General features: G+C 33.1%; 14 protein-coding genes and 2 riboswitches. Of the genes, 7 read left to right on the top strand and 7 right to left on the bottom strand.

Going from position 1 to position 17,291, the window contains the following annotated elements; all coding sequences use genetic code 11:
* Nucleotides 1–127: 127 nt before the first annotated feature.
* Nucleotides 128–1,306, bottom strand: coding sequence for a methionine adenosyltransferase (metK, locus tag SA378_RS08385; protein ID WP_318525536.1), 1,179 nt, complete (start codon nt 1,304–1,306; stop codon nt 128–130).
* A 78-nt stretch (nt 1,307–1,384) separates the two neighbouring features.
* Nucleotides 1,385–1,479: riboswitch (SAM riboswitch) on the bottom strand.
* A gap of 277 nt (nt 1,480–1,756) precedes the next feature.
* Here metK and SA378_RS08380 point away from each other — a divergent pair.
* From SA378_RS08380 to SA378_RS08365, 4 genes are all read left to right on the top strand, one after another.
* Nucleotides 1,757–4,366, top strand: a complete 2,610-nt coding sequence (locus tag SA378_RS08380; protein ID WP_318525535.1) for a phosphodiester glycosidase family protein — start codon at nt 1,757–1,759, stop codon at nt 4,364–4,366.
* A gap of 82 nt (nt 4,367–4,448) precedes the next feature.
* Nucleotides 4,449–4,868: a large-conductance mechanosensitive channel protein MscL gene (mscL, locus tag SA378_RS08375; protein ID WP_318525534.1), complete on the top strand. Its 420-nt coding sequence runs from the start codon at nt 4,449–4,451 to the stop codon at nt 4,866–4,868.
* A gap of 33 nt (nt 4,869–4,901) precedes the next feature.
* On the top strand, nt 4,902–5,399 hold the full coding sequence (locus SA378_RS08370; RefSeq protein WP_318525533.1) for an SEC-C metal-binding domain-containing protein: 498 nt from the start codon (nt 4,902–4,904) through the stop codon (nt 5,397–5,399).
* Nucleotides 5,400–5,430: 31 nt separating this feature from the next.
* Nucleotides 5,431–6,312, top strand: coding sequence for a DMT family transporter (locus SA378_RS08365; RefSeq protein WP_318525532.1), 882 nt, complete (start codon nt 5,431–5,433; stop codon nt 6,310–6,312).
* Nucleotides 6,313–6,382: 70 nt separating this feature from the next.
* Here the strand turns inward: SA378_RS08365 and SA378_RS08360 are convergent, their stop codons facing one another.
* Nucleotides 6,383–8,068 carry a formate--tetrahydrofolate ligase gene (locus SA378_RS08360; RefSeq protein ID WP_318525531.1) on the bottom strand — a complete coding sequence of 562 codons (1,686 nt, stop codon included), beginning with the start codon at nt 8,066–8,068 and terminating at the stop codon, nt 6,383–6,385.
* A gap of 161 nt (nt 8,069–8,229) precedes the next feature.
* Nucleotides 8,230–8,322: riboswitch (THF riboswitch) on the top strand.
* Between the two features lie 71 nt (nt 8,323–8,393).
* Between SA378_RS08360 and SA378_RS08355 the strand changes: the two genes are divergently transcribed.
* Complete coding sequence (locus SA378_RS08355) at nt 8,394–9,143, top strand: folate family ECF transporter S component (RefSeq protein WP_318525530.1); 750 nt, start codon at nt 8,394–8,396, stop codon at nt 9,141–9,143.
* A 144-nt stretch (nt 9,144–9,287) separates the two neighbouring features.
* Here SA378_RS08355 and SA378_RS08350 read toward each other — a convergent pair whose 3' ends face one another.
* The 3 genes from SA378_RS08350 to SA378_RS08340 are packed head-to-tail and all read right to left on the bottom strand — an operon-like array spanning nt 9,288 to nt 13,421.
* Nucleotides 9,288–10,511, bottom strand: a complete 1,224-nt coding sequence (locus SA378_RS08350) for an NAD(P)/FAD-dependent oxidoreductase (protein ID WP_318525529.1) — start codon at nt 10,509–10,511, stop codon at nt 9,288–9,290.
* Entirely contained in the window at nt 10,512–11,513 is a 1,002-nt protein-coding gene (locus SA378_RS08345; protein WP_318525528.1) for a hypothetical protein, read from the bottom strand.
* Between the two features lie 60 nt (nt 11,514–11,573).
* The gene (locus SA378_RS08340) at nt 11,574–13,421 is read right to left on the bottom strand and encodes an S-layer homology domain-containing protein (protein WP_318525527.1); all 1,848 of its coding nucleotides are present in this window, start codon (nt 13,419–13,421) and stop codon (nt 11,574–11,576) included.
* Nucleotides 13,422–13,590: 169 nt separating this feature from the next.
* On the opposite strand from SA378_RS08340, the gene aroF reads away from it, so the two are divergent.
* Nucleotides 13,591–14,604 carry a 3-deoxy-7-phosphoheptulonate synthase gene (gene aroF, locus SA378_RS08335; protein ID WP_318525526.1) on the top strand — a complete coding sequence of 338 codons (1,014 nt, stop codon included), beginning with the start codon at nt 13,591–13,593 and terminating at the stop codon, nt 14,602–14,604.
* 25 nt (nt 14,605–14,629) lie between these two features.
* A complete protein-coding gene (locus tag SA378_RS08330) occupies nt 14,630–14,884 on the top strand; it encodes a chorismate mutase (protein WP_318525525.1) in 255 nt (84 codons plus the stop codon).
* Between the two features lie 91 nt (nt 14,885–14,975).
* Here SA378_RS08330 and SA378_RS08325 read toward each other — a convergent pair whose 3' ends face one another.
* Both SA378_RS08325 and SA378_RS08320 read right to left on the bottom strand, forming a co-directional pair.
* The gene (locus SA378_RS08325; RefSeq protein ID WP_318525524.1) at nt 14,976–16,541 is read right to left on the bottom strand and encodes a sodium/proline symporter; all 1,566 of its coding nucleotides are present in this window, start codon (nt 16,539–16,541) and stop codon (nt 14,976–14,978) included.
* A 326-nt stretch (nt 16,542–16,867) separates the two neighbouring features.
* Nucleotides 16,868–17,291, bottom strand: a 424-nt coding sequence (locus tag SA378_RS08320; protein ID WP_318525523.1) for a nitronate monooxygenase, incomplete at its 5' end; no start/stop codon positions are given.

Below are 17,291 nucleotides of genomic sequence, written 5' to 3'. Positions count from 1 at the left end.
CTATTTTTAACATATCATTCTCCATGAATAAAATAATTACTTATATGATTATATCATATAAGTAATGCTTACAGAACATCCTACTTGACAATTTTTAACAAATAAAAATACCCCGAAGGGTATTTATTTATAAATATTTTTTCAATGCTTCAACTTTATCTGTTTTTTCCCAAGGAAGGTCAAGATCACTTCTTCCAAAGTGGCCATACGCTGCAATCTGCTGGTAAATAGGTCTTCTCAATTGGAAATTATTAATTATTGCTGCAGGTCTTAAATCAAAATTTTCTGCAATTACCTGTTCGATTTTTTCTTCAGCAATTTTATTTGTTCCAAAAGTTTCAACCATTACTGAAACCGGCTTTGCAATTCCTATGGCATACGCAAGTTGTACTTCACATTTGTCAGCCAAACCTGCTGCAACAATATTCTTTGCAATATATCTTGCTGCATATGCTGCTGAACGGTCAACCTTTGTTGAATCTTTTCCGGAAAATGCTCCGCCGCCATGTCTTGAATACCCGCCATATGTATCAACAATAATTTTTCTTCCTGTCAATCCCGAATCGCCCTGAGGTCCGCCTATAACAAATCTTCCTGTTGGATTTACGTAATATTTTGTATTCTCATCCAAAAGTTCTGCAGGGACAGTAGTGTTAATTACAAATTCTTTAATATCTTTTTCAATAGTTTTTCTTTCAACATCCGGATTGTGTTGAGTTGAAACAACAATTGTATCTACCCTTACAGGTTTATTGTCATGATACTCGATAGTTACCTGTGTTTTGCCGTCCGGTCTTAAATAATTAATTGTTTTGTTTTTTCTGACTTCTGCTAATTTAAGAGCAAGTTTGTGCGCTAATGATATTGGCATTGGCATTAATTCAGGTGTTTCATTGCATGCAAATCCAAACATCATACCCTGATCACCCGCACCAATCATATTATTTGTATCCAACTGATCTTTTTTATATTCTTCTGCTTCATTTACTCCCATCGCTATATCTTGTGACTGCTCTTCAATTGAATTAAGTACCGCACATGTTTTATAGTCAAAGCCATATTCTGCATTATCATAGCCGATATTTTGAATAATTTTTCTTACTATTTTTGGAATGTCAATATAGCAATTTGTGCTTATTTCTCCTGCTACTAATACAAAGCCTGTTTTAGTAATTGTTTCACAAGCAACTCTGCCATTTGGATCTTGTTCCATTACTGCATCTAAAATACCGTCTGATATTTGGTCACACATTTTATCGGGATGACCTTCTGTAACAGATTCAGATGTAAATAACCATTTTTTCATCTTTTATCCCTTTCTTTTATTGATATAATTATTACAAAAAACAAAAAACTCTTCAACAGAAGAGGCCATGCCTACATAACCTCATCTTTCGGAAATCCGTGGGAATTGGCACCTTGAATATACAGGCTGCCGGGTTTCATAGGGCCTCGTCCCTCCACCACTCTTGATAAGGAGTATCATTATTTACCTTATGCTAGCACATTTTTTTTTCAAAGTCAATATGTAAGAATATTATTTTTATAATTTATTTACCAATTTGTTACAATTAATTACAATAAGCTTAATGATATTTTAAATAGGGAACTTCTCTTCTATAAATACGTCTATAGTAGTGTCTTTAAATTAACTCTTAATTGCTAGAATTTACTAGTCTAATTGAATAAATTCATGTTAGCTAATACGATTTATGTGTTATAATGATAAAGACAAAAACCAGAAGGGAATGATAATATGATAATTAAAAAAATCGCGGCTTTTTCTGCAGCCATTGCACTGATGTTAAGTGTTTCAGCTTATGCTAACAGTCTTTATACTGTTTATGACTTATCAGAAGAAACAAGGCTCTCAACAGGCATTACATATGAAAAAACAGAAAAATACACATCCTCAGGATGGATGAATATTAATGTGATACGAGTAGATTTAAACGATGAATACACAGAAGTTAACCCTATAAAAAATGAAGGCGGAGTTTCAAACAGAACACCCCTAAGCTCTATGATTAAATCATCAGGTGCTGTTGCAGCAGTAAACGGAGACTTTTTTTACATGGGAGACCCTACATATACTTACGGTGCATTGATTGCAGACGGAAATTTAATAACTTCACCTCTTCCATACAGCGATGGTTATCCCACGGTTTCAAGACTGTTAGACGGAACAGTTAATATTTCCGTATGGAATCCTAAAATAACTCTTTACGGCTCTGACAGCACAGAATTTAATGTTATTGTAATGAATAAAACATCATCATTAGATTGGGGTCCTACAATACTTACAACCGACTGGAACAAAACTTCCCCTGGCTATACAAACAAAGACATTGTTGAAGTTGTAGTTGTTGACGGTACAGTATCTGAAATTAGAAAAAATCAACCTTCAACAATAATACCGGTAAACGGATATGTTATTGCAAGTTCAAATGCAACGACTATGAACCAAATGCTTTCTTCATTCATGGTTGGTCAGCCTGTATCTTTAAACATAGAGCTTGATTACAGCCCTGAAGATGTTGATTGGGCATTTGGAGCACTTAATTATTTAGTAAAAGATGGACAATTAAATAATGTAAGCAGTCAGGCGCTCGGAACAAATCCAAGAACTGCAATTGGTTACAACAAAGATAATTCTGAAATGATAATGGTTACAATTGACGGAAGAAACAAAAATTATGTTGGAGTTAAACAGACTGAACTTGCTCAAATAATGCTTGAACTTGGAGCATACAATGCAGTAAATATGGATGGAGGAGGATCAACAACCATGGGTGTTGACTTCTTAAAAAATTCAAACGTTACAGTTGTTAACATACCTTCAGACGGAAAAGAAAGAAAAATTGCATCAGGGGTAGGCGTATTTAATACTTCTCCGGAAAGCAACACTGTTAACACTGTAGAAATTGCTTCAAATAATAATGTTGTGTTCAATAATACAGAAGTTGCTCTTAATCTGAAATTTTTCAATGAATTTTACACACCTTTAATTATTAATACAAATGATGTTAATTTTACTGTATCACCATCATATGCAGGGAAAGTTGTAAACAACGTATTTTATCCAAGTAAGACAGGCAAGGCAGTAATAACAGCAAGTGTTGGCAGTGCAGAGGGTAAGGCTGAAATTGAAGTTTTAGAAACTCCTGTAGCTCTAAATTTTAGTACAGACACACTAACATTAGGTTTTGGAGATACTTATAACTTAGGCGATGCCCTTGGTATTGACAAAGATGGAAAATCAGGGGCCATACCGGCAAAATACATTACATTTTCCTACAGAAACAGGGTTGGAAAAGTTGAAAACGGCATATTCACTGCCGGGGAAACAAGCAATACAGGAGCAATAACAGCAACCTTTGGTGATGCTGTAAAGCATATTCAAGTTAAAGTTGGCTACAGATATAAAACATTGTTCCGCTTTGAAGATTTGGAAAATTTAAAATTAAACTTATATCCTGAAGTTTCTGATGGTAAAATATCTATATCAAAGGATTTTGTGAAAGAAGGATCCAATGCATTAAAGCTTGATTATGATTTTACAAAAATGACTGATCAAAGCATTGCCTTTGTAGAGTTTGGCAATAACGGTGAAGGAATTAAGTTGGAAGATAAGCCGGAAGCTATTGGAATGTGGATTTACGGTGATGAAAAAAATCATTGGCTGAGAACCAGAATTACAGATGCTTACGGTAACCAAGTGAAATTAACTTTTGAAGATGAAGTGAACTTCAACGGATGGAAATGGGTTGAAGCTGCCATTCCTGAAGAAACTGCCTATCCAATAACATTGAATAACATTTATCTTGCTGAAATTAATGAAACAAGAAAAGATGCAGGAACCATTTACATTGACAACTTAAGAATTTTGTACGAACCAAAAGATAAAGAGCTTGGATTAAGAGCCGAAACACAATTTGTTGACTCTATAAAAACAATGAGAGTATCTGACTATTTGGAAAAACTCATTGTTACTTCCTCAAAAGGAAAAATAGTTACATCGGATGAAAAAAATAATGGAAGTATAATATATTTTGATGGAATAATTTCAAACGGCACAATGAATGCAGATAACACTACTATGTGGAACAACATAAAAAGCATGGCTGGCTTCGAGGATAAAGTACTTGTGTTGTCCCTAAACAGCGATTTAGATCACATAAATGACCAGCGTGAAGTGAAAATATTAAAGAAAATTCTCGAAAAAGCTTCAGAAAACAACCAAGTATTCGTAGTGTACAAAGGTAGTAAAGAAAATACAATTGTGGAAAATGAAATAAGATATATTACTTATGACGACAGCTTTGAACTTGGAGTAACAGACGAAGGTACAGCATATAAAAATTGACATTAATCAAGCATTTGTGTTATTATTGTGATTAATTGGGTATAAATTAATCAATAACTAAGGATTATGTCAAGGAGGAGTTATGTGGAAAGAATTTAAGCAATTTGCATTTAAAGGAAATGTTTTAGATTTAGCAGTAGGCGTTATAATGGGCGGTGCATTCGGCAAAATTGTAACATCAGTAGTAAATGATCTTATTATGCCTATATTGGGAGCTATGATGGCCGGCAGGGATTTCAAATCATTGAAATATGTTTTAAGTCCTGCTATAATGGATGGAGATGTTGTTGTTAAGGCTGAAGCAGCAATTATGTACGGCAATTTCATTCAAAACGTTGTTGATTTCTTAATTGTTGCTTTATCGATTTTCTTATTTGTCAAGTTAATCAACAAATCTAAAGAAAAATTCAAAAAACAAGAAGTACCTGCTCCTGCTGCTCCAAAAGGGCCTACTCAAGAAGAACTGCTTGCTGAAATAAGAGATTTGCTAAAAGAAAAATAAACACAGTAAAAAATTATTGGAGGAAATTAAATCATGAGTTTATATACAGAATGGACTGAAAATTTAAAAGGTATTGCTACTCAAGAAGAATACCAAACTTTTTTTAATGAATATATGGCAAAGGAAACAGAGTGCTACAGAAATATTCTTCAAACAAAAAATCCCGTTGTTGAAGGCACTATCAAAGATTTAGCAGAAAAAAGCAATATGACAAGCATGCAGTTTATCGGTTTTTTAGACGGTGCTAACACAAGTTTTAAAGAAGAAGTTGGTTTGGATGATTTAACTGAAGATTCAGAAATAAAAGTTGAATTTGATTTCGAAAAATTGTTGTGGAACATGCATGATTCCAAGGCTGAATGGCTGTACGGAATGAATGAATGGAGCAACATTTTTGATGATGAAAAAAGAAAACAAATCAAGAAGGATTTCAACCGTTCAAAAATTGTTGTAAAAGGTGAAAAAATCGGAAGAAATGATCCATGTCCATGCGGTTCAGGAAAAAAATACAAAAAGTGCTGTGGTAAATAAAACAAATAACTTAAGCAGTACCGAGGGTATTATGAATAAGACAAAAGGTTTAACCTTTGGAATATTAGCAGCGTTTATTTATGGTTTTACCCCTATATTGGGAAAGTTGACATACCTGGAAGGAAGTAATGCTATATCTCTAACATTTTATAGAAACTTCCTTTCTATTCCACTTCTTTTTGTAGTATTAAAATATAATAATATTCCCATTGCCATTAACAAAACTGAAACCAAAAAGCTTGCAATACTTGGGGCGATGGGTTCTACACTGACAGCTCTCACTCTATACGGAGCATATAATTACATTTCTGTAGGAATGACTACGACAATTCATTACATATATCCAGTCCTTGTAACTATTGCATGCATATTAATATTCAAAGAAAAAATCAGCAAAGAAAAAACTATTGCTTTAATACTTTCAACTATCGGAGTTATGATGTTTTTTGAAGGAGATTTCAGCATCATAGGAGTATCTCTGGCACTAATATCAGGCATAGTTTATGCTGTCCACATATTATTTATTGATAAAAGCGGCCTTAATGCCATGTATCCATTTAAAATCACTTTTTATGCTGCCATATTCTCTTCTTTATATCTTTTCATATTTGGTGTGGCAAGCAATAATCTTGTGTTTAAAATGTCTCTCACAGGATGGTTTTTTACTTTCCTGGTAGCTTTCTTTGTATCGTTTTTAGCAAATACATTTATACCTATAGGTGTTAAAAATGTTGGTCCTACAGTAACGTCCATTGTTGGGATGTTTGAACCCATAACAAGCATCATACTGGGGATGCTGTTTTTAAATGAGCCGGTAACAAGACGAAATGTACTTGCATGTATTCTTATTTTAATGGGCGTATTAATTGTTACACTTGCAAAAGGAAAAAGGGCAGATATAAAAAGCAAGTAATTATAAGAATCTGTTAAGTTAAATAACTTAACAGATTCTTTGATTTTTTATTAATATAACAAAATACTTTTTAAAACAGTCCCTTTATTTTTCCGTCAACATCAACATCAATATTTTCTGCAGCCGGCACTTTTGGAAGTCCCGGCATTTTCATTATATCTCCGGTAAGTGCAACTAAAAATCCTGCTCCTGCTGATATTGTAATGTCTCTTATTGTAATTTTAAATCCTGTTGGTCTACCAAATACTTTTGGATCATCTGTCAATGAATACTGATTCTTAGCCATGCAAATAGGTAAATCTCCAAATCCCAATTTCTCAAAATTTGCAATTTCCTTGCTTGCTTTTGATGAAAAGTCAACATCATCTGCCCCATAAACTTTTGTTGCAATTGCCTTGATTTTTTCTTTTATAGAAAAATCTAAATCGTAAGCAAATTCCATGTTGCTCTCTTTATCTGTAAGTCTTAAAACTTCTTCAGCAAGCTGTATTCCGCCCTCACTGCCTTTGCCCCAAACTTCTGAAAGTGCTACATTTACTCCAAGTTCTTTGCATTTGTCTTTTATTAAATCAAGCTCTTTATCAGTATCTGTTGGGAATTTATTAATTGCAACTACTGCCGGAAGCTTGAATACCTGTGTTATATTTTCAACGTGCTTCAAAAGATTTGGAAGTCCTTTTTCCAGGGCTTCAAGGTTTTCTAATCCTAAATTTGCTTTTGCAACTCCTCCGTTGTGTTTTAAAGCTTTTACAGTTGCAACTATAACTACTGCGCTTGGTATTAAACCAGTTTTACGGCACTTTATGTCTATAAATTTTTCTGCTCCCAGGTCGGCCCCAAACCCTGCCTCTGTAATTGTATAATCAGAAATTTTGCTGGCCATTTTTGTGGCAATAACACTGTTGCAACCATGTGCTATGTTTGCAAAAGGTCCTCCGTGAATGAATGCCGGTGTACCTTCCAAAGTCTGAACTAAATTTGGTTTTAAAGCATCTTTTAAAAGTGCTGCCATTGCTCCATGTGCTTTCAATTGACCTGCAGTAACCGGTAATCCGTCTCTTGTATAGGCTACTATTATTTTAGATAGATTTTCTTTTAATTCTGTAATATCATTTGAAAGGCAGAATATCGCCATAACTTCTGAAGCAACAGTAATATCAAAACCGTCTTCTCTAACCACACCTTCAGTCTTTCCACCAAGTCCGTCCACAATGTGCCTCAGTTGTCTGTCATTCATGTCAACAGCTCTTCTCCACACTATTCTTCTTGTATCTATGTTGAGTTCATTACCTTGGTGTATATGATTGTCAATCATTGCTGCCAATAAATTGTTAGCAGCTCCTATAGCATGAAAATCACCGGTAAAATGAAGATTTATATCTTCCATTGGGACAACTTGAGCATATCCTCCTCCGGCTGCTCCACCTTTTACTCCGAATACAGGCCCTAAAGATGGTTCGCGAAGCGCAATGATTGTTTTCTTCCCAAGCTTTGAAAGAGCATCTCCCAAACCTATTGTAGTCGTAGTTTTTCCTTCTCCTGCAGGTGTTGGATTAATTGCAGTAACAAGTATGAGTTTAGCTTCTTCATTATTTTTCAATTCATTTTGCAAGTATCTGTAATCAATTTTTGCTTTGTATTTTCCATAATTTTCAACGTATTGATCTGGTATTTCTATTTTATTAGCTATATTATTGATTACTACCATTTTTGCCTGCTGTGCAATTTCTATGTCGCTTAAAAATTTCTCAGTCATAAAGCCTCCTTATATTTCCTTAATCGTTAGTTTTGATGCCATTATATCATTAAGAGACTTATGTTTCAAGAGTTTAACTTTATGCTAATGAACAAGGGTTTTAAATTTTAGGTATCGACATATATTTCATTATGTGTTATTATATGAAAAATTGAATATGTAACAGAGTAGATAAGATGCGTTAAGTGTTAAGGGATGGGATGTCGCCCTTGAACGAAAGACTATGTCTGCGGTATCTTGTCGCTTCCGCTGTATTAGAGAAAGGCTGTAGCCTTATTCTCCTATATTGTGCGGAGGTATTGCTTTGCTCAAGAAGGAGGATAACATGAGAAGTAATACTGATACACAAAAATTCACATCATTGACGATTGTGAGAGCTGGGCTTTTTATATCAATGAGCTTAGTATTAAAAGTTATGTTTGAAATTTATATACCGCTGGCAGGAATACCTGCACTGCGAATAAATTTCGCATCAATTCCACTTATGCTGTCAGGCATAATCTTAGGTCCCACAGCCGGTCTTATAGCCGGTGCGGCAGCTGATATCATTAATTTTATGGTTAAGCCGGGTGGACCATTTTTCCCGGGCTTCACACTTGTAAGCGCATTAAGCGGTTTTATTCCAGGGATTATTTATAAATATATAAAGAGAGATATTAATTTCAACTTGCTGAATACAATATTTATATCTTTATTGTCTGTTGGGTTTGTTTCAGTTTTCATTTATAATGGATTGTTGACATTTGACAACGGCATTATGTATGACGGTAAGCCATTAAGTTTATTGTACATTGTTGGCTTTTTGGTATTGGTTGGCGCATATTTGTTGATCCCGATTAAATTGACCTCTTCAACCAATGACTTGAATATGAATAAAATTGTGTTTACAACAAGCGTAACTCAACTGATTACGTCAATTATATTAAACACTTACTTTTTATCAGTTTTGTATGGCAAGGGATTCATGATATTCCTGCCAGCCAGAATATTGACAAATTTCTTCATGATACCATTGTATTCAATAATCATAGCATCAATATTGAATGCGTTAAAAGGAAGATTTATTATAAAATAAAATTAGGGGCCGTTGCATTAGTGATTATTATCGTATCATTCTTCGGGCTTAAGCCCGAAGAATCTCATGATTTCAACAGATGAGATCCTTCGCTAACGCTCAGGATGACATGAATATGCTTAATATAACAGTCCTCTTCATTTTTTACTTGATTTTATTAATGCTGTCTGCTGCCATCTTTCCTGTTGAAAAGGCTGCTTGAATGTTAAAGCCTCCGGTGTCCCCGTCATAATCTATAACTTCCCCTGCAAAATAAAGATTAGGCACTATTTTAGATTCCATTGTTTTAGAATTAATTTGATCTGTTGATACGCCCCCTTTAGTTACCATGGCAATGTTAAAATCCCCGAGCTTTTCAACTTTCAAAGCGTAATTAGATATAATCTCTATTAATTTTTTTCTGCTGTTTTTATCCAGCTGGCTGCAAATTGTGCTATCATCAACACCAGACAATTCCATAATCTTATCTATGAAGCGCTTTGGAATGTCAAATTGTTTTAAAACTGTTTTCACATTAAGCTTTCCAGAACCGGAAATTGTGTCTTCAAAATACTTTTTAAATTCTTCTGAATTTGAAAATTGAGTAAAATTAATTTTTAATATATCTCCCTTTTCTATGTATCTGGAATTATTTAAAATCACAGGGCCTGAAATATTAACATGGGTAAAGAGCAAGTCTCCGTTAAATTCATTTATTTTTTTATTGTTTCTCCATAAAGTTATTTTTATATTTTCAAAAGATATGCCGGACAAGTCCTTAAATTTATAATTTTCAACATATACCGGAACAAGAGCTTGTTTTGGTTCTACAATTCTATGTCCCATACTCCTAGCAAAAGAATATCCGTCCCCGGTGGACCCTGTATTTGAATATGATTTTCCTCCGGCAGTTATTATTAACTTTTCACTTGCATAGGAATTTTTTGATGTTTTAATAAAAAACATTTTATTATTTTCATCAAAAGTTATTTTTTCCGCTGATTCATTAAAGATAATTTCTGCATTATTTTCACTGCAGCTCTTCACAAGTGCATCAACTATGTCGGAAGCTTTGAATGAGCTTGGAAAAACTTTATTGTCTTCTCTTATTGTGCTTGGAACTCCATGTTTTTCAAAAAATTCCATTGCATCTTTATTTGTAAAGTTATAAAGGGCAGCCTTAACAAATCTGCCCTTGTCCCCGTATTTTTTTATGAACTCACTCATTTCGCAATTATTTGTATAATTGCATTGTCCTGCCCCTGATATAAGCAGTTTTTTTCCGGCACTTGAATTTTTCTCAAGAAGCAGAACTTTTTTATTTTTAATTGAAAGCGCACTGAAAAGTCCTGCAACTCCTGCTCCTATTACTATAACATCATACTTCATCTATATATTTTTTCCTTCTGGTTCAACATTTTCTTCAATTTTTATTTCGTCAGTTTCTTCGATATCTTCTGTTTCTTCAATTTCATCTGAGTTTTTTATTTCATAAATTTCTTTCATTTTTTCAATATTCATCGTTGCTTGAACAAAATATTCTGTCCCATTATCATTTGTATATGTTCCTTTAAAAGTTATTTCATTTTTTTCTTCATCGACAACAAAATTTGAATACTTATTTTTATTATCAAGGTTCAATTCTTTCTCGCTGGAAATTATGAAATTATAAAGTACAAAATTATTTGAACTTGGTTTTTGGATTAGTACCGTTGTTGTTTCAGGTAGTAAATAAATATCTTCATTAGATTCAAATGTCCCTGCAATATTTTTGTTTTCAACATCAAACACTTTCTTTTCAGATTTATTTTCACCATTTTCTATTATAATATATTTGTTTTCTAAAAGCCACTTCCAACTGCCGTTCTTGTCAAATGAAGCTCCATCTATTAGCACAGGTTCATTTTGCCCAACTTCCCACATAAATATTTGATTGAAGTTATCTCCGTAACCAACAGTGCAAAACAAAATACAGCTTTCCATTGATTGGATTATTTCAATTTCTCTGTAACTGTCATCCAATACATTTTTGCTTTCATTCAAATATGCTAAAATGCTGTTTTTGTCAGTTTTTTCTGAATTAAACTTAGGTATATCAACACTTTCTACAATGTCAAGCTTTGTTTCTGCTTCTTGTAGCTTAGAAATTACCAATTCATTGTTTTTTGCCAAATTTAAATAATCTTTTTCCATTTTTTCCAGTTCAGTCTTTGTACTTTCTAACTCTTTTTTTAAATTTTCATTTTCTTTTTTTATTTCATCTGAATTTATTATGCCTTCATACTCAGCCGGACCCACTCCTGTTTCTTGAGATGCAGGCAGTTTTGTGCATCCAAATGCAATAAAAGCTGTTGCTAAAATCATCAATAAAATCATGGTTGTTTTTTTCATTTTATCATCTCCATTCTTTGTCTGAGGAGCAAAAAAGCATCTGTTCCCAGATGCTTTTGCTTATTGTACCATTATGCTTGCTGCCACATATTCTCCGCCCTGGGAAATAGCAGTACTCAATATGCTTTCTCCTTCTTCTATGTCCTTTAAATATTTTGTTTCTCCTGATGTATTAAATATTTTTGTGTTGCTTGTAATGTTCAGGTAAATTAGCTCTGTTTGTCCATTTTCCTTAATATTTTGCATCATTATAAGTTTGTCATCATCGTTTATGAATATTACTTTTCCCGTAAAATTCTTTGTAGTCTGCAGTTCCGAAGCTTCCATTGTAACTATTTCATCACCGGATGTATTGACACTTACATTATATCCTAATCGCAAATCATAAATTGTTGCATTTTTACTTCCAATAGTAATTATTACATTGTTGCTCACTGTATACTGCTTCACATTGCCATCTTCATCAGCAATTTTAATTTTATTGTCAGTTGCGATTAATATTTCCTTAATGGTTCCACTCATTTCAGCTTCTGTAGCAATGGTGTTTATACCTATCATTTCATCATATTCCGTTGTCACCGTTACTTCGTCTCCAACTCTCACCTGGTCGAAGCTTGATTCATCATCATTTCTTGTTATTTCAACATCATTATCAAATACGAATGTTTTAAGAATACCATCTTCAGTTTTTATTGATAATTTAATTGGATAGTTGGCATAATCAATTGCAGTTATTGTGCCGTCATAATGTTTAATTCTGCTTATGGAATTTATTTGATTAACTTTATCATCCTCTAAAAGCAAAGTTATTTCGTCGTCTTCATCAAGATATTTTAATTCCGTTTTTTTGCCGTCAAGATAAATATTTATTCCTGAAGGTACATCAAATGTCTGTATATCATCATCTTCATCTGTTATTGTGATTTTTGCAGGTGATATGTAAGCAACATATTCAATGATTCCCTTTACAACTTCTGTGGAACTGTCAGCCTCTAAGTGTACTGCAACTCTTGCATCATTTATTTTACATGTTACAAGCATGTCCTCTTCTAAGTCATCAACATCTGCAGTCTTGCCATTTAGAATTATTTCTGTATCATCATTTATTTTTACTATGCTTTCTACTTCATTATCATTTTTAACATATATGTAAGATTCTGCCGTACCTGCTGAAACTTCCGTTATCATTCCGCTTAAAGAAGTTGTTGGCTGATAATCATCAAAATCAGGACAAACATCATTGTCTTGTACATAATCATATGCCTTGTCCAGCAATGTAGCAATTTCAGCTCTTGTTATGTTTGCAGAAGGATTTATATTTTTATTGCTGTCACCCTGCAGTATATCTTTATCATACATTATATAAATGTATGGCCTTGCTGAAGTAGATATTTCTGCTGCATCAGCAAATGGAAGTGTATATACTTTTAAATTCTGAGCTTCATCCCCCAGCATCATGGCCTTTGTTAGAAGTACAGCTATTTCTTCTCTGCTTGCATCCTGGAAAATAGTTTTCTTTGAAAACATATCCTCGATTCCTTGTTCCGATACAACACCAAGTTCAATTATAACTGACAAATATTCAAAAGCCCATTCATTGTATAATGTATTAGGCATGTCTTCTAAAACAGGTTTGTATTTTTCTATAATTTCATCACGTATATCATCATCAATATCATAGAGTCTGGATATCATAACTAAAGACTCCAAAACAGTTACATTATTGTCAGGTTTAAATGTACCATTGTCATATCCTGAAACCAATCCATTTGCAGCAACTCTTTCAATATAGCTTTTTGCCCAGTGAGTTGATATATCAGTAAACGCAACAGCATTAACAGTAATTGTTAACATAAGAGAAAGCACAACTGTTAGCAACAGTATTTTATCTAATATTTTATTTCTCATAATACCTCCTACCCATCCATATTTTAATAAATTATACCATAATTGCATTGGTTCTGCAATTAAATTATTGATTTAGCAACTTATATGGTCGAAAAATAGGGTTAGGGCTATTGACTTTCTGAAATAATATGATAGATTTTAATCATGGAAATTAAGAATGGGGGTTTATATGCTATTAATTTTAAATAAAAATGCAGATACGTCAGAAATAAATATAATTAAAGAAAAAATTTATAAAATGGGATTTGAAGTCAATGAAATAAAGGAAATTAATTATCATATTCTTAGCATCATAGGTGATACCACCAAAATAGACCCTAGAATATTTGAAGTATATACAGCTATAGATAAGGTCATTTTTGTTCAAGAACCATATAAGAAAGCGAACAGACTTTTTCATCCCAACAATACAGAAATTAATATAAGCAATAAAATAATAGGTGGAAATAAAATTTCTATAATTGCAGGACCATGCTCTGTAGAAAGCCATGAACAAATTATAACCATCGCTAAAGCACTCCAAATGTCAGGAGCAAATTTTTTAAGAGGCGGAGCTTTCAAGCCAAGAACTTCTCCATACAGTTTTCAAGGCTTGAAAATGGAAGGACTTGAACTTTTAAAATACGCCAAACAAGAAACCGGCCTTCCAATTGTAACTGAAATAATGTCAACAGATTATTTGGATGATTATATAGAAAACGTTGATATCATCCAAGTTGGTGCAAGAAACATGCAAAATTACGAACTTCTGAAAGAATTAGGGAAAATTAATAAACCAATACTATTAAAAAGAGGACTTTCTTCAACGATAGAAGAACTTCTTATGTCCGCTGAATATATACTGTTAGGAGGCAATGACAATGTAATTTTATGTGAACGTGGAATACGAACTTTTGAAAATTATACACGAAACACATTAGATTTAAGTGCTATACCTGCAATAAAAAAATTAAGTCATTTGCCGATTATTGTTGATCCAAGTCATGCTACAGGAATGTGGTGGATGGTTGAACCAATGGCTTTGGCTGCAGTGGCTGCAGGAGCAGACGGATTGATGATTGAAGTTCACAATGACCCTGAAAATGCTTTGTCCGATGGAAATCAATCAATAAAACCAGAGAAATTCAAACAACTCATGGAAAAATTAAAATTAATTGCTCAAGCTGTAGGAAGAGAAATGTAACTAATAAAAAGCAGGATGGTTAAAAATGGAATTAGATAAAGCAAGAATTGAAATAAATACAATAGACAAAGAAATGGTAAAACTTCTAGAAAAAAGATTTAACCTTGTATTGCAGATAGGTCAATATAAAAAGGATAATAGCATTCCTGTTTATGATGAAGTGAGAGAGAAAAAAGTTATTGAAAGCTGTGTAAATAACCTAGAAAATAACATGTATTCACAACACATTGAAGCAATTTACAAACAAATAATGAACACATGCAAAGAATTAGAAAAGTAAATATAAATAATTTCCCGGGAAACAAATCTTGGATGTTTAAAGTAAAAGTTTAAGTAAATTATTAAGGACTGATTGCTCAGTCCTTTGTTTTTTATTTTTCAGATGATTTTTCCTTTGCAAGCTCAAATTCTTCTTGAATTTTTAATGAAGGTTCATCTGTCATTTTCGATACTGCATATATGAATATACAAGAAACTATAAATGCAGGCAACAGTTCATACACTCCGAAAATTCCTCCCATTGGCTTAAGAACAAGTTTCCATATGAACACCATTATTCCGCCTGAAAGCATTCCTGCAATAGCTCCTTCTCTTGTTGTTCTTTTCCAAAACAAAGAGAATATTGTTATAGGTCCAAATGTAGCTCCAAATCCTGCCCAAGCAAAGGATACTATTGTAAATATTACACTATTTTCATCAAGTGCTATTACTATTCCTATTATAGATATCAAAACTAATATAATTCTAGATACATTCATAACTTGTTTATCTGTTGCATCTTTCTTAATTAAATGCTGATAAATATTTTTTGAAAATGCAGAAGCGGCTATTAACAAATATGAATCTGATGAACTTATAGTTGCTGCTAATATGCCTGCCATTACAAAACCCGCCAAAGCAGAAGGAAGCAATTTTGATGAAAGAACAATAAAAATGCTTTCAGATTCGCTGTATGTCAGAAGTTCTGTAGGGAAAAGAGATCTTCCTATTATTCCTAAAGCAACAGCAGCTCCAAGGGAAATTATAACCCATACAGTTGCAATGCGTCTTGACTGAGTTAGTTCTCCTGCATCTCTTATAGCCATGAATCTGAGCAATACTTGAGGCATTCCAAAATAACCAAGCCCCCACGCCAAGGTAGATAATATTGTATACAACCCATATTCCCCAGCCTCACCAAATTGAGGCACTCCATTGATAATTTGTTGACTTCCGTCTACTACAGTTGGAGAAGCTATACCAAAAAACTCAAAAAATCCAGGAATCGATTTTGCATTTTCAACAACAGCTAGTACACCGCCTGCAACAGAAGTTCCAACTATCAATATCGTTAAGAGCGCAAATATCATTACAAATGCCTGCATAGTATCTGAAGCAGTTTCTGCCAGAAAGCCACCGATATAAGTATAAAACAATACAAACGCAGCACCCGCTATCATCATATGCTGGTATTTAAATCCAAATAATGTGTTAAAAAGTTTCCCAACAGTAACAAAACAACTTGAAGCATAAACAGTGAAAAATACCAAAATAAAAATTGCTGAAATAGTCATTATTACTTTATTTTTTTCTTTAAAACGATTGCTAAAAAAATCAGGAAGCGTTATAGAATCACCTGCAATAACAGAATAACTGTGAAGTCTTTTTGCTACAAACAGCCAATTTAAATATGTTCCTGCGGCAAGACCTATAGCCGTCCAAACTGCATCGCTAAGACCATACCAGTATGCTACGCCAGGAAGACCCATTAAAAGCCATCCGCTCATATCAGATGCTTCTGCACTCATAGCTGTAACTAATGGACCGAGTGATCTACCACCTAAAAAATAGTTTTCACTGCTTTCGTTAGCACGTTTTGCAAAGTACAATCCTATACCTAAAACAACAGCCATGTAAATTATCATTGAAATAAAAATTTGAAATGTGTCTCCTTTCATTAGCGAACCCCCTATAATAGTTACTACCATAATATTTTTGTAATTATATTTTTGTAATTATATTTTTGTAATTATATTTTTGTAATTATATTTTTGTAATTATATTTTTGTAATTATATTTTTACTGATAATAATTATAAACAATACAGTAAATACAAGTATAAATGCAACTTTACATTTAGTCAAGAATAAATAATAACTTTTTTTCATAAACAGGAACATTGCTTTTTCAGCAAAGTGCATGATTTCGCTGATTACATGAGTTTTTGTATGCAAAACAAAAGCAAATATGCATTATAATACATATTCGCTTACATACAATTTAATTAACCTATTAATTTATTTATTACTTCCTTGACTGTTGTCATTTTATCTATGGTACCTAAATTTGCACCCGAAAAAATAAGACCGTCTTTTCCCTGAACTGAATCTATTAATCCTTTTGATATACAGTATGGTATATTTAAGGGATCACAATTTGGCATACACTGAAAACATTTATTTACAACACATCTATTCTTCATTGAATTCATAAGAAAATTTGTAGGAATTGCCCTAGCAGGCATTCCAACAGGACTTTTTATTATTATTGGATCGTCATTTTTCGCATTAATATATGCAAGTTTAAAATTTTCATGGGCATCACATTCAACAGTTGGAACAAAAACGCTTGAGAGCTGAAATCCATCGTCACCTGCAGCTTTAAGTTCGAATATATATTCTTTTGTTATTGTACCTCCGGCAGCTATT

It is taken from the genome of Sedimentibacter sp. (genome assembly GCF_033447055.1).
Lineage (GTDB): Bacteria > Bacillota > Clostridia > Tissierellales > Sedimentibacteraceae > Sedimentibacter.
The sequence above is the reverse complement of the archived record's forward strand: the minus strand, read 5'-3'. Positions and strand labels throughout refer to the sequence as shown.

Coding starts and splice junctions, on each gene's coding strand:
- metK (WP_318525536.1), bottom strand. CDS start 1,306: ATGAAAAAATGGTTATTTACATCTGAATCTGTTACAGAAGGTCATCCC.
- SA378_RS08380 (WP_318525535.1), top strand. CDS start 1,757: ATGATAATTAAAAAAATCGCGGCTTTTTCTGCAGCCATTGCACTGATG.
- mscL (WP_318525534.1), top strand. CDS start 4,449: ATGTGGAAAGAATTTAAGCAATTTGCATTTAAAGGAAATGTTTTAGAT.
- SA378_RS08370 (WP_318525533.1), top strand. CDS start 4,902: ATGAGTTTATATACAGAATGGACTGAAAATTTAAAAGGTATTGCTACT.
- SA378_RS08365 (WP_318525532.1), top strand. CDS start 5,431: ATGAATAAGACAAAAGGTTTAACCTTTGGAATATTAGCAGCGTTTATT.
- SA378_RS08360 (WP_318525531.1), bottom strand. CDS start 8,068: ATGACTGAGAAATTTTTAAGCGACATAGAAATTGCACAGCAGGCAAAA.
- SA378_RS08355 (WP_318525530.1), top strand. CDS start 8,394: ATGAGAAGTAATACTGATACACAAAAATTCACATCATTGACGATTGTG.
- SA378_RS08350 (WP_318525529.1), bottom strand. CDS start 10,511: ATGAAGTATGATGTTATAGTAATAGGAGCAGGAGTTGCAGGACTTTTC.
- SA378_RS08345 (WP_318525528.1), bottom strand. CDS start 11,513: ATGAAAAAAACAACCATGATTTTATTGATGATTTTAGCAACAGCTTTT.
- SA378_RS08340 (WP_318525527.1), bottom strand. CDS start 13,421: ATGAGAAATAAAATATTAGATAAAATACTGTTGCTAACAGTTGTGCTT.
- aroF (WP_318525526.1), top strand. CDS start 13,591: ATGCTATTAATTTTAAATAAAAATGCAGATACGTCAGAAATAAATATA.
- SA378_RS08330 (WP_318525525.1), top strand. CDS start 14,630: ATGGAATTAGATAAAGCAAGAATTGAAATAAATACAATAGACAAAGAA.
- SA378_RS08325 (WP_318525524.1), bottom strand. CDS start 16,541: ATGAAAGGAGACACATTTCAAATTTTTATTTCAATGATAATTTACATG.